The 26,034-nt window shown below is 42.8% G+C and carries 24 protein-coding genes; 23 read left to right on the forward strand and 1 reads right to left on the reverse strand.

Features of this window, described 5'->3' with window-relative positions:
• Nucleotides 1-132: 132 nt before the first annotated feature.
• The 5 genes from D4T97_RS01405 to D4T97_RS01425 all read left to right on the forward strand — a co-directional run bounded on the left by D4T97_RS01405 (nt 133) and on the right by D4T97_RS01425 (nt 4,557).
• Nucleotides 133-885, forward strand: coding sequence for a class II aldolase/adducin family protein (locus tag D4T97_RS01405; RefSeq protein WP_126046934.1), 753 nt, complete (start codon nt 133-135; stop codon nt 883-885).
• 330 nt (nt 886-1,215) lie between these two features.
• On the forward strand, nt 1,216-2,343 hold the full coding sequence (gene menC / locus D4T97_RS01410; protein ID WP_126046936.1) for an o-succinylbenzoate synthase: 1,128 nt from the start codon (nt 1,216-1,218) through the stop codon (nt 2,341-2,343).
• A 15-nt stretch (nt 2,344-2,358) separates the two neighbouring features.
• Nucleotides 2,359-3,171 carry a GNAT family N-acetyltransferase gene (locus tag D4T97_RS01415; protein WP_126046938.1) on the forward strand — a complete coding sequence of 271 codons (813 nt, stop codon included), beginning with the start codon at nt 2,359-2,361 and terminating at the stop codon, nt 3,169-3,171.
• A 211-nt stretch (nt 3,172-3,382) separates the two neighbouring features.
• Nucleotides 3,383-3,691: a hypothetical protein gene (locus D4T97_RS01420; RefSeq protein ID WP_164525426.1), complete on the forward strand. Its 309-nt coding sequence runs from the start codon at nt 3,383-3,385 to the stop codon at nt 3,689-3,691.
• 38 nt (nt 3,692-3,729) lie between these two features.
• Nucleotides 3,730-4,557: a PIN domain-containing protein gene (locus D4T97_RS01425; RefSeq protein WP_126046942.1), complete on the forward strand. Its 828-nt coding sequence runs from the start codon at nt 3,730-3,732 to the stop codon at nt 4,555-4,557.
• A 428-nt stretch (nt 4,558-4,985) separates the two neighbouring features.
• Here the strand turns inward: D4T97_RS01425 and D4T97_RS01430 are convergent, their stop codons facing one another.
• Nucleotides 4,986-5,720: a FadR/GntR family transcriptional regulator gene (locus D4T97_RS01430; RefSeq protein WP_126046944.1), complete on the reverse strand. Its 735-nt coding sequence runs from the start codon at nt 5,718-5,720 to the stop codon at nt 4,986-4,988.
• 239 nt (nt 5,721-5,959) lie between these two features.
• On the opposite strand from D4T97_RS01430, the gene D4T97_RS01435 reads away from it, so the two are divergent.
• From D4T97_RS01435 to D4T97_RS01520, 18 genes are all read left to right on the forward strand, one after another.
• Nucleotides 5,960-7,102, forward strand: a complete 1,143-nt coding sequence (locus tag D4T97_RS01435; protein WP_126046945.1) for a M24 family metallopeptidase — start codon at nt 5,960-5,962, stop codon at nt 7,100-7,102.
• Nucleotides 7,103-7,174: 72 nt separating this feature from the next.
• Nucleotides 7,175-9,319: a hydantoinase/oxoprolinase family protein gene (locus tag D4T97_RS01440; protein ID WP_126046947.1), complete on the forward strand. Its 2,145-nt coding sequence runs from the start codon at nt 7,175-7,177 to the stop codon at nt 9,317-9,319.
• Entirely contained in the window at nt 9,288-11,000 is a 1,713-nt protein-coding gene (locus D4T97_RS01445) for a hydantoinase B/oxoprolinase family protein (RefSeq protein ID WP_126046949.1), read from the forward strand. Before D4T97_RS01440 ends, D4T97_RS01445 begins: the two co-directional genes overlap by 32 nt.
• A gap of 260 nt (nt 11,001-11,260) precedes the next feature.
• Nucleotides 11,261-12,316, forward strand: a complete 1,056-nt coding sequence (locus D4T97_RS01450; RefSeq protein WP_126046951.1) for a sugar ABC transporter substrate-binding protein — start codon at nt 11,261-11,263, stop codon at nt 12,314-12,316.
• Nucleotides 12,316-13,818, forward strand: coding sequence for a sugar ABC transporter ATP-binding protein (locus D4T97_RS01455; RefSeq protein ID WP_126046953.1), 1,503 nt, complete (start codon nt 12,316-12,318; stop codon nt 13,816-13,818). Before D4T97_RS01450 ends, D4T97_RS01455 begins: the two co-directional genes overlap by 1 nt.
• Before the next feature lie 22 nt (nt 13,819-13,840).
• Nucleotides 13,841-14,818, forward strand: coding sequence for an ABC transporter permease (locus D4T97_RS01460; protein ID WP_126046955.1), 978 nt, complete (start codon nt 13,841-13,843; stop codon nt 14,816-14,818).
• 170 nt (nt 14,819-14,988) lie between these two features.
• The gene (locus D4T97_RS01465; RefSeq protein ID WP_206435515.1) at nt 14,989-16,305 is read left to right on the forward strand and encodes an aromatic ring-hydroxylating oxygenase subunit alpha; all 1,317 of its coding nucleotides are present in this window, start codon (nt 14,989-14,991) and stop codon (nt 16,303-16,305) included.
• Nucleotides 16,281-16,874, forward strand: a complete 594-nt coding sequence (locus D4T97_RS01470) for an aromatic-ring-hydroxylating dioxygenase subunit beta (RefSeq protein ID WP_235872121.1) — start codon at nt 16,281-16,283, stop codon at nt 16,872-16,874. Before D4T97_RS01465 ends, D4T97_RS01470 begins: the two co-directional genes overlap by 25 nt.
• A gap of 46 nt (nt 16,875-16,920) precedes the next feature.
• On the forward strand, nt 16,921-17,193 hold the full coding sequence (locus D4T97_RS01475; RefSeq protein ID WP_126046958.1) for a hypothetical protein: 273 nt from the start codon (nt 16,921-16,923) through the stop codon (nt 17,191-17,193).
• Complete coding sequence (locus tag D4T97_RS01480) at nt 17,154-17,978, forward strand: gamma-glutamyl-gamma-aminobutyrate hydrolase family protein (RefSeq protein WP_164525427.1); 825 nt, start codon at nt 17,154-17,156, stop codon at nt 17,976-17,978. The genes D4T97_RS01475 and D4T97_RS01480 overlap by 40 nt, the downstream gene beginning before the upstream one ends.
• Nucleotides 17,959-19,455 carry a glutamine synthetase family protein gene (locus tag D4T97_RS01485; RefSeq protein WP_126046962.1) on the forward strand — a complete coding sequence of 499 codons (1,497 nt, stop codon included), beginning with the start codon at nt 17,959-17,961 and terminating at the stop codon, nt 19,453-19,455. Before D4T97_RS01480 ends, D4T97_RS01485 begins: the two co-directional genes overlap by 20 nt.
• 206 nt (nt 19,456-19,661) lie before the next feature.
• Nucleotides 19,662-20,426 (forward strand): FadR/GntR family transcriptional regulator, encoded by a 765-nt coding sequence (locus D4T97_RS01490; protein ID WP_126046964.1) that lies wholly within the window; start codon nt 19,662-19,664, stop codon nt 20,424-20,426.
• A gap of 33 nt (nt 20,427-20,459) precedes the next feature.
• The gene (locus D4T97_RS01495; RefSeq protein ID WP_126046966.1) at nt 20,460-21,239 is read left to right on the forward strand and encodes a dioxygenase family protein; all 780 of its coding nucleotides are present in this window, start codon (nt 20,460-20,462) and stop codon (nt 21,237-21,239) included.
• Nucleotides 21,240-21,316: 77 nt separating this feature from the next.
• A complete protein-coding gene (locus tag D4T97_RS01500; protein WP_164525428.1) occupies nt 21,317-22,459 on the forward strand; it encodes a muconate/chloromuconate family cycloisomerase in 1,143 nt (380 codons plus the stop codon).
• Between the two features lie 100 nt (nt 22,460-22,559).
• Nucleotides 22,560-24,323: a 2-oxoacid:acceptor oxidoreductase subunit alpha gene (locus D4T97_RS01505; protein ID WP_126046970.1), complete on the forward strand. Its 1,764-nt coding sequence runs from the start codon at nt 22,560-22,562 to the stop codon at nt 24,321-24,323.
• A complete protein-coding gene (locus D4T97_RS01510; protein ID WP_126046972.1) occupies nt 24,310-25,173 on the forward strand; it encodes a 2-oxoacid:ferredoxin oxidoreductase subunit beta in 864 nt (287 codons plus the stop codon). The genes D4T97_RS01505 and D4T97_RS01510 overlap by 14 nt, the downstream gene beginning before the upstream one ends.
• Before the next feature lie 65 nt (nt 25,174-25,238).
• Nucleotides 25,239-25,487, forward strand: a complete 249-nt coding sequence (locus D4T97_RS01515) for a ferredoxin (RefSeq protein WP_126046975.1) — start codon at nt 25,239-25,241, stop codon at nt 25,485-25,487.
• A gap of 54 nt (nt 25,488-25,541) precedes the next feature.
• The gene (locus D4T97_RS01520; RefSeq protein ID WP_126046977.1) at nt 25,542-26,009 is read left to right on the forward strand and encodes a DUF3237 domain-containing protein; all 468 of its coding nucleotides are present in this window, start codon (nt 25,542-25,544) and stop codon (nt 26,007-26,009) included.
• The last annotated feature ends 25 nt before the right edge of the window (nt 26,010-26,034 follow it).

Genomic DNA, 26,034 nt, shown 5'->3' on the forward strand with positions numbered 1-26,034 from the left:
TATTTAACTTGCCTTATATATATTAATCCTTTAATAGCAGGGGCTATTGGCAAGGCGAGAGATGTAAGGTAATATAAAGTGAGATTATTTTTAAAACTTCAAATGATAAAACTGCTTAGGAGGATTACTAGAATGGAAGCTACTGTTACTGTGAATCATCGTACTGTCGAGGAAGAAAGGCTACATAGAAAAGAGCGGCTTGCCGCAGCTTTCAGGTTATTTTCCAAATTTGGCTTTGATCATGGAGAGGCGGGGCATATCACGGCTCGAGATCCGGAATACCCTGACCATTTTTGGGTGAATCCTTACCGAATGCATTTTAGCCAAATCAAGGTATCAGATTTAGTGTTGGCTAATGATAAAGGTGAGGTCGTTGAAGGCGATCATGAAGTGAATAAAGCGGCCTTGGTGATCCATTCGGCTGTTCACAAAGCGAGACCTGACGCAATTGCTGCAGCCCACGCCCATTCAACTTACGGTCAAATATGGTCGACGACTGGAAAACTGCTAGAGCCTCTAACTCAAGATTCATGCGCTTTCTATAAAGACCACAGCGTTTTCGCTGATTACACAGGAGTGGTCTTGGAGAAAAGTGAAGGTGAAAGGATCGGAGAGGCTTTAGGGAATTACAAAGCCACAATTTTAAGGAATCATGGTTTACTGACTGTTGGTAAGAGCGTGGAGGAAGCTGCTTGGTGGTTTATTTTAATGGAGAGATCCTGCAGAGAGCATGTATATGCACACGCCATCGGAAATCCTATTAAAATAGATGAAAAGTATGCGGAAATCACATACCAGCAGGAAGGGACGCAAGAAGCAGCTGAAGGTATGTTCCAGCCACTATGGGATCGTATTGTTGCGGAGCAGCCCGACTTTTTAAATTAATAGTTTTTAAATTATACTGCACCCCGATAGGGGTGTTTTTTTGTGTAAATAGTTAACAGGCCCACGTGATTTCTTGACGTAAAAGTCCTTTAGCAGTATTCTTGCATTGAAGTTTCAGATTAGCTTGAATGGGGTGGTTAAGCCTAATGGTTTCGCCAACCGATCGTACTTGAAAGCAGCTGTCATAAGCAACCTAAAAAAGAAACTTGGAAATCTACTCGAAAAAGCCGCTCTATTTTACTAGTTTTTAATAAGAACTAAGATTCAAGATTTACAGAAGTATGTTTCATTTGGGGGAAGTTGTATTAAATCAGGTAAAGGGGAATCGTTATGATAATTGAAGAAATCAAGCTCGACCGCCTGCATATGCCGCTGAAGCATCCATTCGAAACGAGTTTCGGGAAATTGATGACGAAAGATTTTATCGTCGTAAGCGCAACGAGCGAAGGCAGCACTGGATACGGAGAAAGCACGGCATTCCCGCTGCCATTTTACAATGAAGAATCAACCGAGACGGTTCTATATATCCTCAAGGAGCTCATCATCCCTCAAGTGTTAAATTTGGACAAGCTAGATCACCCGCAAGATCTTGATCCAATCTTCCAATCCATCAAAGGACACCGCATGGCGAAAGCGGCATTGGAAGGCGCAATTTGGGATCTTTACTGTAAAAAGAAGGGCGTCTCCCTTTCAAAGGCGCTCGGAGGGACAAATACGGAAATCGATGTGGGAGTAAGCATCGGCATCGAGCCGACAATCGGGGAGCTGCTTGATCGAGTGGGCGGCTGCATCGACCAAGGCTATAAAAAGATAAAAGTGAAAATCAAGCCTGGATTTGATGTCAAGCCAATGGAAGCGATCAGGGAACGGTTTGGAATGGATGTCCCATTGATGGCAGACGCTAATTCAGCCTACACCTTGCAGGACATCGACCTTTTAAAGCAGCTTGATCCTCTTAATCTGATGATGATTGAGCAGCCGCTTGCCTATGACGATATTATTGACCACGTCACCCTGCAAAAGGAGCTTTCCACGCCCATTTGTCTGGATGAAAGCATTCATTCCGTCGAAGACGCAAGAAAAGCGGTGGAAATCGGAGCAACGAAAATTATCAATATCAAGGTTGGCCGTGTAGGCGGTCTGACCGAGGCGAAAAAGATCCATGATTACTGCCAGGAACAGGGGATTCCTGTCTGGTGCGGAGGCATGCTTGAATCAGGCATCGGAAGGGCGCACAATATCGCGATCACTTCATTGTCCAACTTCACCATTCCGGGAGACACATCCCCGTCCGACCGCTATTGGGACCGGGATATCACCGATCCGGAAGTCGAATTTTATAAGCCGGGAGTGATAAAAGTACCGGAGGGACCGGGGATAGGTTATGGAATAAATGAGGAAGCATTTATTGAGTATGTTGTCCATACCGATACATTTTCAAGGACAAAAACCGTTTGAAATCGGAGGGAATCCATGTCGAAACCATATCTGTTTAAACCCATAACGGAACATGATGAACTGCAGAAAGCGGTTGACCTTCAGGTGGATATATGGGGGAATGAAATTGTCACCCCTCTCCCCCAATTGGTTGCGGCCATTCACAACGGGGGCTGTGTAATTGGGGCCTTTGACGAAGACCGGATGATCGGATTCGTTTACGGTTTTCCAGGAATCACAGACATCCATGCCAAACCACATCTCGTATCCCATATGATGGCGGTTGATCCGGATTACCGCAATCAGGGAATCGGAGAAAGCTTAAAACGCCGACAGAGGGATTGGGCGATCAACAAAGGTTTTGAGAAAATCACCTGGACCTTCGATCCGCTGGAATTCAAAAACGGCTATTTGAACTTGACCAAACTGGGCGGATACGTCAGAACTTATTATGTTTCCTACTACGGAATCATGCAGGACAAAATCAATAAAGGCATGCCGACAGACAGGTTCCTCCTGGAATGGGACTTGCTCAGCGACCCTGTCGTCAATGTAGGGATGAAAAAGGACAAGTACACTAGGAACCACGATTATCCGTTGGCATTAGAGTTTTCCATCCAGGATTCATTGCCGGTTTCAGGAGATGTCGTTCAGAACGATGGGGAAAAAGCGGTCCTTGTTCCCGCACCGAAAGATATTCAGACAGTAAAAAATCATTCATTTGAGCTCGCTTATGATTGGAGAATGAAAATCCGGCAGGCCATTCAAGAGCTATTCCTAAACGGGTATGTAATTGTGGCAGCCATTCCTTCGGATGATATGGGGTATTACGTGTTGGAAAAAGAGTAAAAGTAGTTTAAAACGCAGCGGGAGGCAAGGTTCCGGCTGCGTTTTATTATTAAAGAAATATCCATCAAGATACGAGCATCTATCATTATTTTTAAAATCTTAATCAATGAGACAATAGACTTATGAAAAAAGATTCATTTTCCTTGTGGAAACTTATTTCGGTTTGCTAAAATTAAATTGGAATATTTTACATAAAAAAGGGGTGTATGGATTGATCGCTTTTATTAAAAAAATGATAAACGCTCTGAATGGTAATCAATCCGAATCGGATTTGATGTCACGGGCAGTGGATAGCGCATTGCAGGGAAAAACCGGAATGTTTAGCAGTGCTTTGAATTCGCTTTCCAGCAAAAGTGATTATCATGATGATATGGATGAATTGATGTATCAAATGCATGTAGATGAACAGATGGAACAGATGCACCGTGACATGCATGACCCGTACTTGAACCCGGGACAGGATATTGTTGTAGATGAGGTATACCACGGGTTTGACCATGGCAATGATCACCACTATTAAAAAGAGATAAACGGGAAGCATCAGGGGGGAGACTTGGGATGGGGATCAGTTATTTACTGAAAGATTATACAGAACAGTTTGGCTTATGGATAACATATTATGCTCTATTACATACGGTAGGAATTCTTTATTTTTGGAAAATTCATCACAAAATATTTAAATCGAGACCAATAGGACTAAGGGCTGTAATTTTGTCTTTAATCGGTTTTGGCTTTGGACAGGCTTATAACAGGCAGGTTGTTAAAGCAGTTATATTCTCTGCCTTGATTCCAATTGCGATATTTATTCAGAGAAACGGTTTGTTTTTTGAAGAAGATACAATTAGGAATATCACGGTGGTAGCAATCCTTCTTTGTCTGATTGACGCCGGAATCAGTGCGATATCAGGAAAAAGGAGAGCCGAACGGCAATACCGGAATAAAGAAGTGATGAAAAAAGCACAGCTGGTGAAAAAATACAGCCAGGGTGATCACCAATTCGGAGTTGATACGAATATCCTAATGCATGAGCCCGATTTACTAGTATATTTGATGGAAAAAGAGAATTTCAAACTAAACATGAGCATGATGGTATTTAATGAACTGGACGGGTTAAAAAAGAACGATAATCCAATCACGCGAAAAAAAGCGCAGCTTGCATTTGACATCATTGAAGAATTCCAGCAGCGTGGCCAACTGAAAATACTGAAGACACCGAAAACTGACGATATTAGAAAATATGGCCTTGGCGGTTCGCCGGATGAAAAAATCATTGGGACATACTTAAGGGAAAGAGACAATGGCATGCTAAATCTTGTGTTCCTATCAAATGATAAGGGAGCTAGGATTATTGCCCGGAATGTGGGAATGCCGGTGGCAGAGTTGTAAAATTACAATGATAGTGAGCGGGTAGCTTTTTGATATATCATAATAGGGCCAATCAGAAAGTTGTGTAAAATAATTTTATGAATGGCCCTTATTTTTATTGCGAACGCGGTGTTAACCGCTTTTTAGAACCGCACATGATGGTCAAAAAGAAGGCTAGCTGTCTTAAGTTACCGCACCGGTGAAAATAGCTAGCATGGTAACTAAGGACGGTCCTAAGAGGCAGCTGAAAAAACGTTAACACGGTCACTATGAAGGTCCCTAATAACAATATTTGCTGGTAAGATTTCTGGAATAACGGTGTTATTTTTGTGATCAATTACTATAGCGACATCGTGCCCCTTTAATGGTGCAATTTGGTCCAAAGGGGCCTTAAATTTTTTAATTGCCACCTATCAACGAAACCAATCTTCTAAAAACCCTCAATAGTCTTACTCTAAAAGCAAAGGTTGTAGTGCTTTTTCCGCATTGGTCGGCAAAGTGTTTTCATAGTGATTAATGTGATAGTACATCTTTTCTTGTGCCATTTTCTTATCCTGTTGTTCGATTGCAGAATAAATATCACTTAATTCAATAGCAAGGTTTTGTTTTAAAGATTCATTTAAGTGTAGGGACCGGAATAAATTTAATACATTTGTTATAGACTCCACTGTAATAATAAATAAAGGGTTATGAGTGGCTGCGGCAATAGCCCTATGAAATTCAAAATCCTGCTGAAAATATTCAAAATCACTAAGAGGTGTGTTTATCTCCGGTAAAATTTTCTTAAGTTTAATTAAATCTTCCTCGGTCCTTCTTTGTGAAGCGAGGATGCAAGATTGAACTTCAATTATTTTCCTGAATTCCATTAGTTCATCGAAAGTCACTCCTTTTAAACCTAAAGAAAGTGATAAATAATCACTAAAATCACTTATAAATGAATCCGGAGATATTTCCGAAACAAAATGTCCTCCTTTGGCTCCTGATCTTGTAGTAACGAGCTTTGATGCCGAAAGTAATTTAATAGCATCACGGATTGTTGGTCGGCTAACTTCAAATTGATCAGCCAACTCTTGCTCAGGTGGCAACTTATCCCCTTTTTTAAGACTACCGCTAATTATTGCCTCCTTTATATGCTCAGAGATTTGTTCAGAAAGAGTTAATATTTTTTTGTTTTTAAAAGCCATAGATATCCCTCCATTTAAAGAATTCAATTTATCTAAATATATCAAATGTAATAATTATTTACAATTGGAGTCGTTTACTTAGTTAAGTCTATTTGATATATTCTGATTAAATAGAATTACCATTGAATGTAAAGTTTACTCATATTTTTAAAAGGGGGGAGTTTATTTAACAAACATTAGCATTACTGAAATAGATAAAAGTGTAGAAGAATACAAACTTTGAAGAAAAGAGGATATTTATGGAGACAATTCTAGAATCAAATAAAGAAGTGATAATGGAACAGAGATGGAGAGCGTTAGATCGCGTAATGGAAAAAAGTAATTATGACGTAGTTCTGATTTATGGAAAAGGTATTATTACCCAGTATGGAAACCTTTTTTACTACGGAGGTTACTATCCGATACTACGTCATGGAATAGTCATTTACGCTCGGGGAGAAAAACCGGTAGCATATTATAACACTAGAGCGGATTACCATTTGGCAAAAGAGATGGGAACAATTGAGGATGTCCGTTTTGTAGGAACAGGTGATGTGATTAATTCCGAAAATGATCTGTTCTCGGAAATTGTTAGAAGTATTAATAGCTATAAACCACATAACACAGGTGTTGTCGGATTAAACTCTCATATGAGCTTTGAGCAACATGATTTTATTACAAGAAATATTAATGGAAATGTTACTGATGCGACAGGAATGATCGAGCGTATCAAAATGATTAAAACAGACGAAGAAATTGAAATGATACGCCAATCTTTCGCTCTTGCTGAAAAGAGTTTCCTATCTTTCAAGGAAGCGATTCGTCCAGGTAGGACTTCAGCAGAAATTGCAGCGGAAATTGATCAAATTGCTAGAAGTAACGGTGCGATAGACACTCTAATTTTTGTAGAGGAAGGCGCTTACTTTTTAAGAAAGCCTACACCAAAACCTTTGAGCGATAATGGGCTTGTTACTGCTTACGTTGAACTTATAGACTCTAATGGCTATTGGGTTGAAAAAGGCGGAATGTTTGCTGTTGGGAACACATCTTCCAAGGCAATGGAACTTGCCAACGCATGCGTCGAGGCAATGAAAGAAGCTAAAAACATAATAAAAGCCGGGGTTACTGTAGGTGAAGTAGCTAATGCAATTCATAAGCACACAAAAAATCTTGACGTAAAAATGGGAATTTGGCACGGACATGGAGTTGGGGTAGATCATGATTTGCCAATTATCATGGATCATAGTGATGTTGTTTTGGAAGAAAACATGGTGCTAAGTATACATCCTAATTTTTCAAATAGCGAAGAAACAATTGGAGCAAGTCTTTGTGACGTGTTTGTTGTTAAGAAGGACAGGGCTGAATCATTAAGCAAACTGCCTTATGAGATTGTTAATCTTTAAGAAATGAAATGGTAGCAACTTTTTAATAAGAGGTTCCGTTAAAGCTTCAAAAATAAAGAAGAGGTGAAGTCAATGGGTATATTTACAATCGGAATTGACGTAGGTGGAACTTTTACAGATTTTTTAGTTTTGAACACAAAAGACCAAACACAATTAATTGATAAGGTACCGACAACCCCGTCGGACCCTTCAATTGGCGTATTAAATGGCCTAAATAGCGTATCAAATAAGTTGGGAATGGATACTAAAAAACTTCTAAACAAAACGAAGTTAATCGTCCATGGCACAACCGTAACAACCAATGCTGTCCTAACAGGTACAGGTGCGAAAACGGGCTTAATCACTACAGAGGGGTTCCGTGATATGCTGCAGATGAGGCGCGGAATCAGAAGCAGGGAACATTTATATAACAATAAATACACAGCCCCACCTGCTTTAATTAATAGGGACCTCGTTGTAGGGATAAGTGAAAGAACCGATTTAAATGGAAAAGTGATCAAAGAAGTAAAAGAGGAAGAGGTTAGAGAGGCTGTAGAGTGGTTCGAGGAACAACAAGTTCAGTCTGTAGCTATCTGTTTTATGCATTCTTATGCAAATCCTGATAATGAAATACAAGTAAAAAGGCTTGTACAGGAAATGATGCCGGATGCTTTCGTAACTATATCTACCGATGTTTCGCCAGTTATGAGATTAAATAACCGTGTAGGCACCGTTGCAATGAATGCTTATGTAGGCCCCGTTTTGAACAGTTATATCGATAGATTGCTAGATAAGTTAAGGAACAGTGGCTTTGATAATGGGGAACTATTGATTATGCAATCAAGCGGTGGAGTCACTAATCCGCAGACAGTTTCCAGGGTACCTGCAAGTACGGTATTGTCTGGACCAGCTGCTGGCCCTGTTTCGGGAAAAGCGTTTGCTAAAGCATCAGGTTATGAGAATGCGATTGTAATTGACATGGGTGGGACATCGTTTGAAGCGTCCATCGTTCAAGATGGTGAAATCTCAATAAAAAAGGAAGGGGAGATCAATAGGAATTTAATCTCGTTACCAATGGCTTCAATACATTCCATTGGTTCCGGAGGTGGAAGCATTGCGTGGATTGATAAAGGGGGATTGCTTCAGGTTGGCCCGCAAAGTGCCGGAGCAACGCCAGGCCCTGTTTGTTACGACAAAGGAGGCGAAAAGCCTACCTGCTCTGATGCGAATTTAATTCTCGGCTACTTGAGTCCTTCCTTTTTCTTAGGTGGAAAAATGCAATTGGATTCAGCTCTTACAAGGAATGCTATTCGGGAACATATTGCTGATCCTTTGAACAAGTCGGTTGAAGAAGCGGCGTTTGGAATCTATCAAATTTCCAACTTGAATATGGCAAATGGCGTCAAGGAAGTAACAGTCCAAAATGGTTATGACCCACGAGATTTCCCGCTTGTTGTCGCGGGAGGAGCAGGGCCGATTCACGCGGCAATGATCGCGAGAGAACTTAATATTTCAGAAGTGATTATTCCAATCTTTTCCTCGGTATTATGCGCTGTCGGAATGCTGGCCTCGAATCTTAGACACGATTATGTACGAAGTTATCAAAAGGTATGGGAAGATGCTAGTTTTGGTGAAGTAATAGACAGATTAAAGAATGACCGTATAGAGGGTACTAATGCACTAATAACTGAAGGTATAGAAGAAGAGGATCATATAGTAATGGTTGGCCTTGATATGAGGTACAGAGGTCAACATTATGAGGTAACAATAGAAGTACCGGAAGAACTCATTCGTACAAATCGGAAGAAAGAGGTTGAAAAACTATTTCATGATGAACATGAAAGGCTATATGGCTATAATCTTGAAGGCCATGAAATTGAGGTAATCAATGTAAGGTTATCTTGTCGCGGTAGTTTTGCTGAATTTGAACCGAAAAAATTAGAAACAGTAAATGGTGCGGAAGGAATTGATCCAAAAAATTATAGGGAAGTCTATGATCCGGTTTTGAAGGAATTTATAAATACTCCTGTTTTTGATGGGGATAGAATGAAAGCCGGCACGTCTGTTCAGGGACCGGCAATTATCGAGTTAACAACAACGACAATTGTGGTGCCATCTCAATTCAATATCACAATGGAGAAATACGGTAATTTCCTGATGAGAGACACTGCTTCTAAATCTAATGGAAAAAAGGAGGAGACAGTAGATGGATCCAATCTTAGTATCAGTTATCTCTAACCGGCTGCGTTCAATAGGTAGACAAATGGGCGTTGTAATAGAGAGAAGTGCGCATTCTCCTCTACTTGTAGAAGGTAGAGACTTCTCGTTAGGTATTTATACAGCTGAGGGCGAGTTAGTGGAACAAACTGAATATATTCCAATCTTAGGATACGCAGCAGCTCCAGGTGTTAAAGCAGTAATCCAATACTTTAAAGAGGATTTAAATCCGGGAGATGTTTTCTTGCACAACGACACATTTACTGGAGGTAATCAAAACTCAGACTGGAAAGTAGTTCGTCCAGTTTTTTATAAAGGGGAATGTGTGGCTTGGACGGTTGTCACAGGACATCAAGCGGATGTCGGAGGTGCCGTCCCCGGTTCGTACAATCCCAAAGCGACAGACCTTTGGCAAGAAGGGTTGCGTATTACTCCACTTAAAGTTTATGAAAAGGGTAAAAAACGCAGGGATGTTTGGGACTTTGTTTTTGGCAATATCCGACTGCCAATTGTAGCTGATGATATTGAAGCAATGATAGGAGCGTGTGTTGTCGGAGAGCGCGAGTTGGTAGAGTTATTAGATCAATACGACGTCCAAACATATAATAGCGTTGTTGAAGAAATTTTTAATTCAACTGAAAAGATGGCCAAGGATATTATTAAGGAAATTCCTAATGGTGTATATTCCTCCCAATGTTGGGTACAAGATGATGGATTTGATCATGACGCTCGTATGAATATCGATTTAAAAGTCACCGTGGAGGATACACATCTTGCTTTCGATTTCACTGGCACACATCCGCAGACAAAGGGGTATGTAAATGCTCCACTACCCGTTACGATTTCATCTGTGATGATTGCGTTCCTTATGCTTAGTAAACAAAACATTCCAAGGAATGAAGCAATTCAGCGATGCGTATCCATATATGTTCCCGAAGGAACGATGCTAAACCCTAATTATCCGTCTGCGAGCGGGTTTGGTAATCATTTAAGCGATCAAATTTGTTCTGCGGTATTCCTAGCGTTGTCTGAGGCATTGCCCGGTCAGATTACAGCTGGTTGGAATCCACTCTTAGGGACAATCATGAATGGTTGGGATAAAAGACGAGATTCACCATTTGTCGATATATTGATAAATGCATGTAAGGGTGGAAGCGGAGGAACAAAAGAGGCAGATGGCTACGATCATATCGGTTTGATTGCTTCAGGGGGTGCATTAGCGGCACAAGACCCGGAGATGTTCGAACTTACAAACCCACTTTTTCTCCATAGATATGAGTATGCCCAAGATTCCGCGGGTGCAGGTCAATGGCGGGGAGGCATGGGGGTAGAAACAATATTTACTATTCTCTCTGAGGGAACACAAGCTAGTGTATTTGGAGACGGAGCTTCGGAGGAAACAGCTGCTCCTGGTATACTTGGCGGTTTACCAGGTAAGGAAAATTATATTCATTTTGAATATCCAAATGGTGATGTCTATCAATCAAAGACAAAAGATTTGATTTCCGATATTCCAAAAGGAACTATATATAAGCAAGTGGCAGGCGGAGGTGGCGGCTACGGTAATCCTAAAGATCGCCCTGTGGATATAGTCGCCCACGAGGTGAGATGTGGATATATCTCTAAGGAATTTGCACAACGCTACTATGGTGTAATAATTGAAGACGAAAAGAGAGGAATAGTAAAAGAAGTGTCGCGGTAAGGTTGCCTCCAATGTTTTGATTATCATCCACATCTCGTAGATAGCTTAAATGTTAGAAATTGTAGAGATTATTACCGTGTGAAAATAAATAGTCCTTAATTTTAAGATGTGGATGAAAAATTCAAATTGTTTTTAAAATACTCCTAATGCAGACAAAATTTGGTCAGCTATCATTTGGTTTCTGTATTTTTGGGCTTTCTGAACACCATGTAGATATTACCTTGATCAACAATTAATATGTTTTAGGGAAAATAGGGGGAGTGAAAAGTAATATGTTCAAAAAGTGGTTTTATTTAACGGTTGCCATCATGGTAATTTTTGTAAGCGGTTGCGGAAAGCAGACTACTAAAGGGGACCAAATTAAAGTAGGGGTTTCGATTGCTTTGGAAGCTAACAACACCGTAAAAACATGGTACGAGGCAATTAAAGCCAGAGGAGAATCTTATGGCTTCGATGTAATTGGAATAGATGCTCAAGGGGATCCCGGAAAACAAGTAAGCGATATAGACAGCTTGCTAGCCCAAGGGGTAGATGCTGTTGTTGTGTGGCCATTAGACGCTAACGCGCTAACATCAACAATTGATCGTGTAAGAGATCAAGATATTCCTGTCTTTGGCATTGATTTTAATGTTGAATTAGGCGGTTCGGATTATGGTCTTACAAATCAAATTATTTTGGGAAGAGGAGATACGGCCGAGAAGGTAGCAGAGCTGTTTGCTGAAAATTTGCCGGAGGGTGCCGAAGTGGCTGGAATTGGCTATGCTGTACCTGTTCCAGGCAATACTTTTATAATGAAAAAGTTAAAATCCGAAATTGAAAAACATAGTCATCTACAGTGGGTCGGACAACAAGATAATCCAACAGATAATATTTCTGGTGCAGAGCCACTAATGTCCAATATATTAACTAAAAATCCGAACTTAAAAGCGCTTTTTACTTATAACGATGAGAGTGCCATTGGTGCTGCACAGGCTGTTTTGAATGCAAATAAAAAGTTGTACTCTGCAGAAAATCCCGAAGGAATCATGATTATTGGATTTAATGCAGAGGAAAGTGGCATAGAAGCAATAGAGCAAGGAAAGGAATATGCAACATTCAACCTTAATCCCGTAAAAGCAGGGGCAGCTTCGGTAGATTATATTCACCAATTGCTTGTAGAAGGGGTAGGGCTTGCCACTATTCCAGCAGAAACTGTCATACCCTCTCCAATGGTGGATAAAACTACATTATCACAATTTGATTCGTGGGAAGAAGAACTGAAGTTAATCATTGAAGGAAAGTCATTTGATCCATTCGATGAAAGTGGGACAGAGTAATGAAAGATTCTAGGAAACATTCGGTCAATGATAGGGCTATAGAAGTGATTGGGGTTTCTAAATCATACCCGGGTGTTCAGGCGTTATCTGATATTTCGATGTCTATAGAATGGGGCAGCATTCATGGGCTAGCCGGAGAAAATGGTTCAGGTAAGTCGACATTACTTCGAATATTGGCTGGATTGGAGCCGGCTAGCTGGGGTGAAGTTAGATTTTCAGGAGAATGTTTATCAAGAACAAAAAATAATCTCACAAAGAATGTGGCTATGGTTACTCAAGAGCCATCTTTAGTCGAAAGTCTGACAGTTGCAGAAAATATTGCATTGGCCGGTAATTTATATAGAAAATGGTTCGTAAATTGGAAATCCAGCAAAGAAATAGCCGAGTCAATTTTACAGCGTCTTGGAGCCGATGAAATAGATACAGAGGGGATAGTAGCTAATTTGCCGCCGGATCAACAGCAAATTATTTCCATTGCCAGAGCTCTAGCGGCCAATCCGCAAATACTATTACTTGACGAGGCAACTAGCTCCCTTACAGAGGATCAAACAGAGCGACTCTTTTTATTGTTAGATGAATTACGAGCGGATGGCAAGATAATCATCTTTATATCTCATAGGTTAAAAGAATATATAAGGCTTTGCGACAAAATAACAGTCCTTCGTGACGGCAGTTATATTTGCAAATTAGAACATCCAAACTTTAGTGAGGAAGATATTGTCACAGCCATGGTAGGTAGAAAAATGTCTGAGTACTTTCCGCCTAGAACATCTTCTGATTATGACGAAATAGCACTTCATCTAAAAAAATTTAATAGCTTAAACGCTAAAGAGGTGTCTTTAGCTGTTAAAAAAGGAGAAATATTTGTTTTTGCCGGGTTAGTTGGTTGTGGAAGAAGCGAAATGCTTAGAGGGTTATTTGGAGTTCATCCTTCTCATGGGAAAGTAGAAATTTACGGAAAAGCATTTTCTCCTCACTCACCAAGAGACTCTGTACAAAGGGGGATTTCTTATATCCCATCTGAACGCAAGGCTGAGGGTATCGTTGCCGGACTCTCAGTGTTGGAAAATGGTGTTTTAAGTTTGCGTTTGAGAAACTCCATATGGAAGTGGGTAAATTTCAATCAGGAAAAAGAAATTATGCATCGAATGGTTAAAAGTATGAATATCAAAACCCCCTCACTTGAAACAGAAATTCAAACACTATCGGGAGGAAATCAACAAAAGGTAATCCTTGCACGCTCAATAGCCACTCATCCCAAAATCTTATTGCTAGATGAACCAACAAGAGGAATCGACGTTGGGGCTAAAGCTCAAATTTACGAATTACTGCGTAAACTTTCGAAAGAAGGTGTAACAGTTATTATTTCCACATCTGACTTGCAAGAAGCTTTAGGCATAGCGGATAGGGTCGGAGTCATGTTTCGGGGTCATTTGAAAAAAGTGTTAAATCCGGATGAATTATCAGAAGAAAATGTGATGTATTATGCAACCGGAAATTAATTACGCATGAGGAGACCATGTTATGGAAAACACTGTTAAGAGAACTATAGGAACGGTAAATCGCCAAGTGAAAAAGAAGGGTTTACTGAGTTTTATTGGCATTGGACCACTATTTATTTTACTTTGTGTGATCTTAAGCTTTATGAATCCTTCATTTTTAACATTCCAAAATTGGATTAATTTACTAAATGCAACATCCGGGATATGGATTATGGCAATGGCAATGACTTTGGTTTTAATAACTGCAGGGTTTGATCTTTCTGTCGGTGCTGTTTTGGCCTTAAGCGGTATTGTATTAGTGTCACTTTTAAATTATGGAATTCCAGAAATAGTAAGTATCATTGTTACTTTGGGTTGCATAACTCTAATAGGTATATTCACTAACGGAATTCTTATTGGCAAAATGGGTCTTAACTTTTTCGTAGTAACTCTCGGAACTATGTCACTATTTCGAGGGATTGTTTATGTATGGTCTGATGGGAAAACCCAATATGCAAATGATTACTCTCTACTTCAGTTTATTGGCAATGGAGAGGTAGGGTTAATTCCGGTAACAGTTTTCATAATGTTTGCAATGTTCATCTTCACATTTATCCTTTTGAAATACACCTATTTCGGCCGGTCTGTTTATGTAGTTGGGGGAAATCGTGAAACGGCTAAGTTAACAGGGATTAAGGTACCGTTGATATTAATGGCAGTTTATGGATTAAGTGCACTATATGCTTCCATTGCCGGGATTGTTGAAGCTGGAAGGCTTGCTTCTGCTTCACCTACAATTGGAATCGGGACGGAGCTATTGGTAGCAGCAGCTGTGCTTTTAGGTGGAACAAGTTTTAAGGGAGGAGAAGGAGGTGTAGTTGGCACAACCTTGGGCGTATTGTTTATTGGTGTGTTGCAAAATGGGTTAAGTATATCCGGTATATCTTCCTATTGGCAAAGTGTGATAACCGGAGTTATCCTAATATTCGCAATCCTGTTAAACCAGCTAAAAACTAAATAGGCGATTTGATGTTCCAGTATATGGAAGGTTAGGAGGAGATCGCCTTTCGATCTGGGTAAATTTTGAATAAAGATAATATTGACCCAATTGTATAAAACTTGAACAATATAGCCGCTCAACCTTGTGTTAGGATGAAATTAATCGATAAATATGAAGGAGGAGGAAGGGACTTGACGAAATGGGATTGGGATCATTTGATCCAAGAGGACCGGGTACACCGTTCTGTATACACCGATCCGGACATTTATAAAATGGAAATGACAAAAGTATTCGGCGATACATGGGTCTACTTAGCCCATGAGAGTGAAATACCGGAAAAGAATGACTATAAGACCGGATATTTGGGACCGCGGCCGATTATCATTACCCGGAATAGGAACGAGGTCATTCGTGCGTTATTTAATAGGTGCACTCATCGGGGGGCGACCATCTGCCGGGTGGAAAAAGGAAATGCAAGAAGTTTCACCTGCCCCTATCATGGCTGGAATTTCTCTAATGAAGGAAAGCTGAATGGGGTTCCGTGGGGACAGGCTTATGGAGAAAATTTTGATAAAAATGAATTGAATTTAATACAAGTGCCGCGGGTGGAAAGTTACAAAGGGTTCATTTTTGGAACGATGAATGAAAGCGCGCCCAGCCTAGAAGAACACTTGGGAAATGCCAGGGAGTTACTGGATCAATGGATTGATCGATACGATGGAAATTTAATAGTAAGAAACAGCGCTCATCGAATGACGCTGAACGGGAATTGGAAGTTTGTTTTTGATAATGCGGGTGACGGCTATCACGTTTCATTTTCACACCGCTCTTTATTGGCGGTCGGAGACCGGTATGGAAGCGGCGAGGACAAGGATATGACTTATTTCGGAAAAAACCCGGACTCTTCGCCGATGTATGTGCAGTATTTGGGGAATGGCCATATATTTTTGGACCAACGGCCCATGTACAACGAGACAGGTGATATGTGGGAACAGCAGCGACCGCAGCCCGGGCGTGAAGCTTATGAGGATATGATCAGAAAGAAATATAAAGATAAAGCGGATCAGTACTTGGATTGGTCAGTAGGGGCACAAATGAATTTGTCCATTTTCCCGAACTTGCTTATTATAGGAAATCAAATTCAGGTGATTGAACCTATTTCAGCTGAGAAGACTCAATTAACATGGTATGCAACAACTGTCGAAAACCTGCCGGAAGAAATAAACACATTGCGTATGCGGGCTCAGGAGGACTTCCCGGCTTTTGGAGAACCGGATGATGTCACGAACTTTGCGGAATGTCAAAGGGGATTAAGTATCCCGGAGGTTGAGTGGGTCATGTTTAACCGGGGTTATGATGTTCCGGATCGGCAAACAGTCGATGAACGCGGGGTCATTACGGCACCTGTCACGGACGAGGCGCCGATGAGAGGCTATTTCCAGGAGTGGAAACGGTTAATGAGTGTGGAGAGGAGTGAGAAGATTTGTCAGGAACTTCAGAAACAGTAAGCACCTCATTTTCATCCCATTATGTGACCGACGGGTTTTATGAAAACGTTTTATCTGATGTGAAAGTGTTCGATGGCGACTTTCCTCCTGTTTCACTTGAACTTCGGGCAGAGGCGGAGCGGGTTTTGTTTAAAGAATCCAGGCTCATTGATGAACTTCGCCTGGAAGAATGGCTTTCCCTTTTCAGCGAAGAATCCCTGTACTGGGTACCTACTGTTCCGGGAGGAGGGGATCCGCGGAAAGAAGTGTCGATCGCTTTTGATGACCGCCGCCGCCTGGAGGACAGGATTTATAGGATCAGAACGGGTTACGCCTATTCACAGCTGCCTCTTTCACGAACAAGACGCATGCTGACAAACATAGAAGTGACGGAAAGACATAGCACAGATGAATTGTTTGTCAGAACGAATTTTATTCTTTCCGAGTTCCGTGTAGGGGTGTTGGAAAGCTTCTCCGGGTGGATAGGATACAAAATGATAAAAGAAAAGGGGGAATGGAAAATCAAATTGAAAATGGTGAATCTGATTGACTCTGATCAAGCCCATGATAACCTGACGTTCATTTTATAATCACGGGTCTTGTTTATCAAATACTGCGTCAAGGGAGGACAGATGAGTGGAAGAGAGTGAAAGGTTACTGGTTTTACAAGTAAAAGAGTTATCCAGAAAGGTAGAGCAGCAGGAGAAGCTGATAGAAAAATATCGCATTTTGGCGAAAGTTGTCCAAGAGGCCGAAATATGGGATTACAGCATCTATGATGAAGTGCCTGACGATACGTGGGTGGCATTGGATCAAACGGGTTATGAAAGAATGAAGCAAGTGTTGTCGGAACTGGATGAATTGCAACCTTGGAAAACGTCCATCGAAAAGCGTCTGGGAGGGGGATAAAACTGAAACCGTTAGCTGGCATTGTTGGAACAATCTATGATTTACAGACACCTTTCACCCGTGAAGTGGAGTTGGTCAATCAAAAAAATACAGACTTTAAAACTGAACGAGTTTTATATAGCGCGGAAAATACTCTGTCGTATTTCCAAAAAGTGGGCTTTCATGCCTGTATGATTTCACCCCATGAGGATCGTAGCATCATTGATCGGTTGGATATGATCGTCATCCCTGGAGGACCTGACGTTAATCCGAATTTATATGAACAGGTCCCTCACCCGAAGACATTCTTTGAAAAGGATGGTGCCAGGGATCATTTTGAAAAGGGAATCATTGAACTGGCAATTGAGAAAGGCAAACCGATCTTCGCCATCTGTCGCGGTTTGCAATTGGTGAACGTGGTTTTGGGGGGGACGTTGCACCAACATTTGCCGGACTGGTCCACTGAAGTTCCGCACAGATCCATTGAGGGTCCAGCAGCGTATGTACATAAAGTAAGGACTGCCGGGTGGCTGAAAGAAACGATTGGTGAAGAACTAAGTGTCAATTCTTGGCATCATCAAGGAATTGACACTTTAGCACCCGAGCTGACACCTTTAGCTTGGTCGCCGGAAGGGCTCATTGAAGCATTTGAAGCTAAACCTGATTTTGCACCGATATTTGGCGTACAATGGCACCCTGAGATTTTGCAGGACAAAAAAAGCATTGATCTACTCGCTGTTTCCTTGGAACGTATAATATCGAATTTTAAGATTGGGGGAGATGAACATGTTAAAAGTAGACTCTAGTTTTGTGGGGATTCACAATCTAAGAAGCAAAGAAGAAGAGGAAATGGTTGAGCAAATCAAGGCAACGATAGAAGAAAAGAACATTCGTCTGATCCGGGTGGCCTGGGCAGACCAACATGGAATTTCACGAGCGAAGACAATGACGGTTCCAGCTTTTCACAGAGTGTTGGAAAGCGGGCTTGAATTCAACACAGGGCCGTTGTTCTTTGATACAGGAAGCGCGATCGTCTTCAATCCATTCCAAGAGGGAGGCGGTTTTGATTTAGAGGAAATGACCGGTTGTCCTAACTATCGTCTGATCCCTGATCCGTCGACTTTCAGAATTTTACCGTGGGCCCCTCATACCGCTTGGATTCTTACAGATGCCTATTTAAAGGATGGTAGGCCGTTGCCTTTTGATAGTCGGGGTATTTTAAGAAAAGCCCTCAACGAGTTCAAGGATTCCGGTTTCGAATATATTTCCGGAATTGAAGTTGAATGGAATTTGATGAAGATTGTCGATAACAAACTGAATCCCGAATTCATGGGAGCGCCCGGCATTGCGGCAGAAGCACCCGCTGTCTTATCTTCCGCCAGGGGATATCAATATCACTTGGAGTCCCATCTTGACGAAGTGGACGATGTATTGTATGAAATCTCAAACGCGCTTTCAGCTTTGGGACTACCGTTAAGCACCATGGAAGATGAATGGGGGCCGAGTCAGCAAGAGTTCACATTTGAGCCTCTCACAGGGTTGGAAGCGGCTGATACTATGCTGCTTTTCAGAAATACAGTGAAGCAAATATGTAAAAGGCACGGATACGTCGGCTCCTTCATGTGCCGCCCTGCATTTTCAAGTTTTGTCTCAAGTGGATGGCATTTACACCAATCAATCCGGAGTCTTGAAACAGGTGAAAATGTTCTCAAAGATCCATACGAGCTTGAACCGACATCAGAAATTGGAAAGCATTTCATGGGTGGTATTTTAATGCATGCACAAGCCGCTTCTGTATTTACCACTCCGACAATTAACGGGTTTAAACGGCTTAACCCTAACTCTTTAGCTCCCGACCGGGCCGGCTGGGGAGATGATAACCGTGGGACTATGCTTAGAGTGATCGGAGCTCCTGGTGAAAAGAATGTGCGGTTTGAAAACCGTATCGGGGAGCCTGCCGCGAATCCATACCTGTATCTTGCTTCTCAAGTAATCGCAGGTGCGCATGGTATTCAGAACAAAATAGATCCGGGAATACCGAGTAAAGAGGCCTACAATGACGATCGCCAAAGACTGCCGAGAAGTCTCAAAGAAGCGGTGGAAGCCTTGAAGAAAGATACATTGTACCGTGAGAAAATGGGAGATTTGTTTATTGATTATATTACCAAAATTAAAGAAAGTGAGATTTCCCGTTACGAAGCATTTGTTAAAGAAAATGGCATTGAAGACCACCAAATGGTTGTTACCGACTGGGAGCAACGAGAATATTTTGACCTATTCTAACAGAAGAGTATTCCTAATATTCGGGATATGAAACTCGGATTCTATTTGAATAAGGAGTTTTTAATTCATACCTGATCCCCCGGAGAAAGGAGTGTATGAATTCGGATGGGTGCGTTGTTTAATAGGTGCGACCTTACAGCTGAGTAGACTGTTGATGTGAATGTCAGCGGTTGGATAGGCAAGAAAATCAAGTGAGGGGGCTTAAAATGGCTTCTCGTGGAACTGGGTTTTTAAATGATTTCAAAGTATACAGTGTAACGGAGCAAATCGCGGATCATATTAAACAAGCAATTATTTACGGGGATTTAAAGGAAGGGGAGAAACTGCCAAGTGAAACAGAAATGGCCGAAACGCTTCATGTGAGCAGGAACACGATCAGAGGAGCCCTGTATCTGCTCTCCTGCGAGAAGCTGATTGAGACGAGGCCGGGAAGGAGCGGGGGACACTACGTATCGACAATCACCGAAAATGCAATCAATCAAAGTTTCGGAGATGCCTTAAGCTTATCCTTATCCTTGGCAGGCACTACCATAGAAGAAGTGATAGAGCAACGCCGGATTATAGAAGTCCGGGCGGCCTACCTGGCAGCTTTGCGGAGAACGGACGATGATTTGCAAAGGTTGAAGGAAAATATCCACTTCTTGAATAGTGAACCCATGTCAGACTTGATTTTTTGTAAAAACAACTATCTTTTTAATCAAAACGTTTCACTTGCAACAAAAAACCGATTGATCAATCTGTCATTTGTGACGTTAGCGCGTATCATCGTACCACTATTTAAATATATCAATGTGCCGATTTCTTTGAAGAAGACATTAAATGAAGAGCTGGAAGACATTTATACTCTGATTTATAACCAAGATCCAATGAAGGCTGCGAAAAAAATGGGGGAACACCTTTCCCATTTTGAAGAATATTTTAAAGACGTTTATCCAAAGGAAAAAACAATTCAACTTGAAATCAATCTCTAATCAGAAAAAACAATGGAGCGGGAGGAATTTATTATGAGCAAGCAAGCTGTAAAAAATGTTCGTGTAGAAGAGGTTTTTAATCTGTACATCAAGCATATGCAGGAGTTTTTGAAAGAAGCGAGGTTGAATCACGAGGAGTATACCAATTTCGTCAATTGGGCGGACCGCCTGGGACGTGCTGGGGAGCTCCCATTATATGCGGATGTATTCCTTGAAACCCATGTGCTTCGGGCTATGTATACGGATAAACCAGGCACCCAGCCATCCCTTCTTGGGCCTTACTTCATCGAAGGCTCCCCGCTTGTGGAAAGCGAACCTGGCCAGCAACTTGTGCTGACACAGCGTCCGGATGAACCAGGAGAAGTACTGATCTTCAAAGGAAATGTGAGCAGCGTCGACGGTATGCCGCTGGCGAATACGAGGGTGGAAATGTGGCAAAACGATAACTCCGGCAAATACTCCGCCTTTGATTCCGATGCACCAAGATACAATTTGAGGGGACATTTCTTCACTGACGAAAACGGGAACTTTGAAGTAAAGTCCATCGTTCCGCTTCCTTATTCGATTCCAGATCAGGGTCCGACCGGGGAATTCCTGGAATACGTAGATCAGCATCCGATGCGCCCGGCTCACCTCCACCTCATGTTTGAAGCTGACGGCCATGAAACCCTGATCACCCAGGTGTTTTTTGAAGGCGACAAGTGGCTGGAATCAGACGTGGCGGATGGCGTACGAACTGAACTCATCACCAAGCTGGAAGATAAAGGCGATCATAAAGAGGCTTCCTTAAACTTTGTGATGCGCAGGGAATAAAAATGAATACCAAGGGGGCATTGTTCAATGTCCCCTTGTTTTTTACCTAATATTCAGAAGGAACGGAGGGAATCATCGTGAGTGTCATACGCATCAAGCGCATTCATACAAAAATTTTGGATATACCCATCAAGCGTCCCCATCAATTTTCAACAGAGAAAGTGTCGGCCAAAAGCTTTGTGTTAATCAAGGTGGAGCTTAGCAACGGCGTTGTCGGCATCGGGGAAGGAACAACTCCGGGAATCTGGTGGAACGGCGAGAGTGTGGAAACGATGAAGCTCGTCATCGACCGGTACGCCGCCCCCCTGCTCCTGGGTGAAAATCCGGTTTTTATCGAAAAGCTTATGCAAAAGCTTAACCGGCAAATCCGTGCCAACCACTTTGCGAAAGCCACAGTTGAAATGGCCCTGTATGACGCGCTCGGAAAAATGTACGGCGTGCCGGTCCACCAACTACTGGGCGGCCTGCACCTGGAAAAGATCCCAGTCCGTTGGGCATTGGCATCCGGCACTCCCGAAGGGGATATCGAAGAAGCGATCAGCCATGTGGACGCCGGGCACTATGACAACTTCAAAACTAAGTCCGGGAAGGAGAGTCCTGATGACGATGCCCTGCGGAATATCCGAATCGCAGAAGGGATCCGGGGCAGGTCCTCCATCGGAATCGACCCGAACGGTTCATGGGATAAAGTCACCGTGATGAAATGGATGGACGCCTTCTTCGAATCGGGAATTGACTTTCTCGAGCAGCCGCTGCCACCCGAAGACATCAGGGGGCTAGCCCAGCTTGCTGCGATGAAAAAAGTGCCCATCATGGCCGATGAAAGCCTGGCCACTGTCCAGGATGCCATGCGTCTGGCGGAAGAGAAAGCGGCGGATATCTTTTCCCTGAAGATACATAAATCCGGCGGGATGAAGAATACGGTGAGAATTGCCGGGATTGCTCAGGCAGCCGGCATCTCCTGTTTCGGAGGGACTTCGTTGGAAAGCTCCATTGGGACCGCCGCCTGCGTTCATGCCTATGCATCGATCTCGAATCTGGATTACGGGAGCGAACTGTTCGGGCCCGGCTGGCTGGCGGATGATCCGGTGAAAAACCCGCTGACCATCAAGGACGGTTCCATTCTGGTTCCTGCGGGAGCCGGGCTTGGCGTGGAGCTGGACGAAAAGAAAGTGAGAAAATACGAGAGGAAAGAAGAGGGAGTGGAGATATTCCAGTGAAATACTGAATTTCGTCTACACTCACTTGCGGGACAGGTCTCATTTATAGAACGTATCACTTTTACTGATTGAAAATCTTTCGAAATGAGGAATGAGATGAATGGCTGAAAAGCTTGTATGGAAAGTCGGGGGTCAGCAAGGGGAAGGAATAGAAAGCACAGGAGATATCTTTTCTAAAGGTTTTTGTCGTTTGGGCTATTTTTTATATGGATACCGTCACTTCTCTTCCCGAATTAAAGGAGGACATACGAATAATAAAATTTGTGTAAGCACTAAACAGGTGCATACGGTGACGAGGGATGTGGATATTCTCATCGCATTTGATCAAGAAACGATTGATTTAAACTTCCATGAGCTAAATGAAGATGGCGTGATTATTGGCGACGCCAAGTTCAAACCGAGAAATCCTGCTGCCTCTAAGGCTCAATTATATTCAGTACCTTTTACGGAGATTGCCGAAAAACTAGGTACAACTTTGATGAAAAATATGGTTGCAATAGGAGCCACCTGCGCTGTAATGAATAAAGAAATTGAGACTTTCACTACGGTTATTAAAGAGATATTTGGTAGAAAAGGTGAGGACGTCGTCTTAAAAAACATGAAAGCGATGCGAAGGGGCTACTTATTTATGAAAGGAATCCTTGAAGAAGGCTCCCGTGTTTTTTCGCTTGCACAGTCGGATGGAAAAAGGCGGATGTTCATGATCGGAAACGATGCAATCGCCTTGGGTGCTATAGCAGCAGGGGCTCGCTTTATGCCTGCCTATCCTATTACACCAGCTTCGGACATTATGGAGTATTTGATTAAACAGTTACCAAAGGTCGGCGGAACCGTCATACAAACCGAAGATGAGATTGCAGCCGTTACTATGGCCATCGGTTCCAATTACGCAGGAGCCCGCGCCTTTACTGCTTCGGCAGGTCCAGGGTTATCACTGATGATGGAGGCGATCGGGCTATCCGGTATGACAGAAACACCGCTAGTTGTCGTGGATACACAGCGGGGAGGCCCTTCCACAGGGCTGCCGACAAAGCAAGAACAATCCGATTTGATGCAGGTGATCTATGGGACCCACGGAGAAATTCCCAAAGTGGTGATAGCTCCAAGTACTGCTGAGGAAGCCTTTTACGATACTGTGGAGGCATTCAATATTACCGAAGAATATCAATGTCCAGTCATTGTACTGTCTGATTTGCAACTTTCGTTGGCAAAGCAAACAGTTGAGCCATTAGAGCTGGATCGGGTAGAGATTCGCCGGGGAAAACTGGTAAATGAACCAGAGGAAAAGAAGGGCAAATCTACGTATTTCAAACGCTTTGAAGTGACCGAAGATGGTACTTCGCCGCGAGTGCTTCCAGGAACAAAGCATGGGATCCATCATGTGACAGGGTTGGAACATGATGAAGAAGGGCGCCCGAATGAAACGGCATCTAATCGACAGGCTCAAATGGAGAAAAGGGGGCGTAAGTTGGATGGTTTCGCTGAGCAGTTCCAAAATCCAATTGCGGTGCTTGCTCCTCATGAAAAGGCCGATCTGCTTTTGGTAGGATTCAACTCCACCCGCGGTGCCATAATGGAGGCGATGGAGCGGTTGGAAGAAGAGGGAGCCAAAGTGAACCATGTGCATATCCGATTGGTCCATCCGTTTCCGGTAGAACATGTAAAGCCATATATAGAGGCCGCCCGGCATGTATTGGTTGTGGAAAATAACGCCACAGGCCAGTTGGCCAATATCCTCAAGATGAATGTGGGCCATATAGATAAGATTCACAGTGCGCTGAAATTTGATGGAGATCCATTTCATTCTGAGGATGTGTATGAAGGAAGCAAGGAGTTGTTGGAATATGACTATGTCAACATTTAAGGACTTCAGAAATGGAGTCAAGCCCAATTGGTGTCCAGGCTGCGGAGACTTCTCGGTGCAGGCGGCTGTTCAGCGTGCAGCTGCTAATATTGGACTTACCCCCGAAGAACTTGTGCTTGTATCCGGGATTGGATGCTCCGGCCGTCTATCGGGATATATCCGTTCCTATGGGTTTCATGGAATCCACGGACGTGCGCTTCCAATCGCCCAGGGAGTAAAGATGGGTAACCGGGACCTTACTGTTGTCGCAGCCGGAGGGGATGGGGACGGATTTGCAATAGGGATCGGTCATACGATCCACGCTATGCGCCGTAATATGGACTTGACTTATATTGTGATGGATAACCAGGTGTACGGGCTGACAAAAGGCCAGACATCTCCCCGATCGGAAAGTGGATTTGTCACTACCTCCACTCCGGACGGCTCAATTGAAAAAGCTTTATCACCAATGGAGACGGCATTGATCAGCGGGGCTACATTTGTGGCCCAAAGCTTTTCTTCCGATATAAAAGGCTTGACAGCTACAATTGAGGCTGGAATTTTGCATAATGGATTTTCTATCATCAATGTGTTCAGTCCTTGTGTGACATACAACAAATTCAATACGTATGATTGGTTCAGAGAGAATTTGATCAGGTTGAGCGATATTGAGGGGTATGATCCAAAGGACCGTAAAATGGCAATGAACACTTTATTGGAAAATAAAAGTATGGTCACGGGGATTATTTTTCAGGAGGAACGTCCCTCGTATCAGGAGATGGTGAAAGGATATGCCGAAAAACCATTGGCACAAATCCCGCTGGATTTAAACTCAGATTTATTTCACGAGCTTGTCGCTGATTTTATGTGAGAGTCCCATAGAAGAAAGGGATTAAAAATGCAGCAATAAAATTCCTACTAGAGGGAGGAGCTAGAATGGCTAAATTTACAATGGTAGATAGAGAGACTTGTATTGCTTGCGGCGCATGCGGAGAAGTAGCTCCCGACATATTTAATTACGATGAAGAAGGTATTTCTTTTAGCGTCTTGGATGATAACCAAGGGATCACTCCTATTTTGGGAGAACTGGAAGATGATTTAATGGATGCACATGATGGTTGTCCAACTGAATCGATTAAAGTCAGTGAAAAGGCCTTTGCATGTGCGAAAGTGAATGTTAGTTAATATAGATCACTATTTGAAATCTATGAAATTTACAGTGATGAGGAGGTTTATCATATGAGACATTTGCCTGCCCCCTCCCTTTCGTTTTTATGTGACATGGAATTGACTGTTGAAGGTGCCCACCTGCCCGGTAAGACCCCAGTCGGCAACCGGCGAATCATCCGCGTCATCGGCGGGTCGCTCAGAGGCGACCGGCTTACGGCGGAAGTGATTCCCGGAGGTGACGACTGGATCATCGTCCGGGAAGACGGCACGATCATTCAGGACGTGCGAATTTTGCTAAAAACAAACGACGGGGAGCTGATTATGATGTCCTATAGAGGCATCCGCACCGGGTATCCGGAAGTTCTACGGCGGCTGGACAACAACGAGGAGGTCGACCCCGACGAGTACTATTTTCGGACCGCTCCTATCTTTGAGACTGCTTCTGTCAAGTACGACTGGCTGAACCGCCGGCTGTTCGTCTCCAGGGGCATCCGGCTGCCCGGCAAAGTGAACTATTCCATATACATTGTCGATTAAAAAACAGAAAGCAGGGATATGAACA

It is taken from the genome of Siminovitchia acidinfaciens, assembly GCF_003605385.1.
GTDB classification, from domain to species: Bacteria; Bacillota; Bacilli; order Bacillales; family Bacillaceae_C; genus Siminovitchia; species Siminovitchia acidinfaciens.

Excerpts from the sequence above, each read along its gene's own strand:
- D4T97_RS01515 (WP_126046975.1), top strand. The coding sequence starts at position 25,239 with ATGGCTAAATTTACAATGGTAGATAGAGAGACTTGTATTGCTTGCGGC.
- D4T97_RS01435 (WP_126046945.1), top strand. The coding sequence starts at position 5,960 with ATGGAGACAATTCTAGAATCAAATAAAGAAGTGATAATGGAACAGAGA.
- D4T97_RS01415 (WP_126046938.1), top strand. The coding sequence starts at position 2,359 with ATGTCGAAACCATATCTGTTTAAACCCATAACGGAACATGATGAACTG.
- D4T97_RS01460 (WP_126046955.1), top strand. The coding sequence starts at position 13,841 with ATGGAAAACACTGTTAAGAGAACTATAGGAACGGTAAATCGCCAAGTG.
- D4T97_RS01445 (WP_126046949.1), top strand. The coding sequence starts at position 9,288 with ATGGATCCAATCTTAGTATCAGTTATCTCTAACCGGCTGCGTTCAATA.
- D4T97_RS01510 (WP_126046972.1), top strand. The coding sequence starts at position 24,310 with ATGTCAACATTTAAGGACTTCAGAAATGGAGTCAAGCCCAATTGGTGT.
- menC (WP_126046936.1), top strand. The coding sequence starts at position 1,216 with ATGATAATTGAAGAAATCAAGCTCGACCGCCTGCATATGCCGCTGAAG.
- D4T97_RS01485 (WP_126046962.1), top strand. The coding sequence starts at position 17,959 with ATGTTAAAAGTAGACTCTAGTTTTGTGGGGATTCACAATCTAAGAAGC.
- D4T97_RS01520 (WP_126046977.1), top strand. The coding sequence starts at position 25,542 with ATGAGACATTTGCCTGCCCCCTCCCTTTCGTTTTTATGTGACATGGAA.
- D4T97_RS01505 (WP_126046970.1), top strand. The coding sequence starts at position 22,560 with ATGGCTGAAAAGCTTGTATGGAAAGTCGGGGGTCAGCAAGGGGAAGGA.
- D4T97_RS01490 (WP_126046964.1), top strand. The coding sequence starts at position 19,662 with ATGGCTTCTCGTGGAACTGGGTTTTTAAATGATTTCAAAGTATACAGT.
- D4T97_RS01455 (WP_126046953.1), top strand. The coding sequence starts at position 12,316 with ATGAAAGATTCTAGGAAACATTCGGTCAATGATAGGGCTATAGAAGTG.
- D4T97_RS01405 (WP_126046934.1), top strand. The coding sequence starts at position 133 with ATGGAAGCTACTGTTACTGTGAATCATCGTACTGTCGAGGAAGAAAGG.
- D4T97_RS01425 (WP_126046942.1), top strand. The coding sequence starts at position 3,730 with ATGGGGATCAGTTATTTACTGAAAGATTATACAGAACAGTTTGGCTTA.
- D4T97_RS01495 (WP_126046966.1), top strand. The coding sequence starts at position 20,460 with ATGAGCAAGCAAGCTGTAAAAAATGTTCGTGTAGAAGAGGTTTTTAAT.
- D4T97_RS01440 (WP_126046947.1), top strand. The coding sequence starts at position 7,175 with ATGGGTATATTTACAATCGGAATTGACGTAGGTGGAACTTTTACAGAT.
- D4T97_RS01430 (WP_126046944.1), bottom strand. The coding sequence starts at position 5,720 with ATGGCTTTTAAAAACAAAAAAATATTAACTCTTTCTGAACAAATCTCT.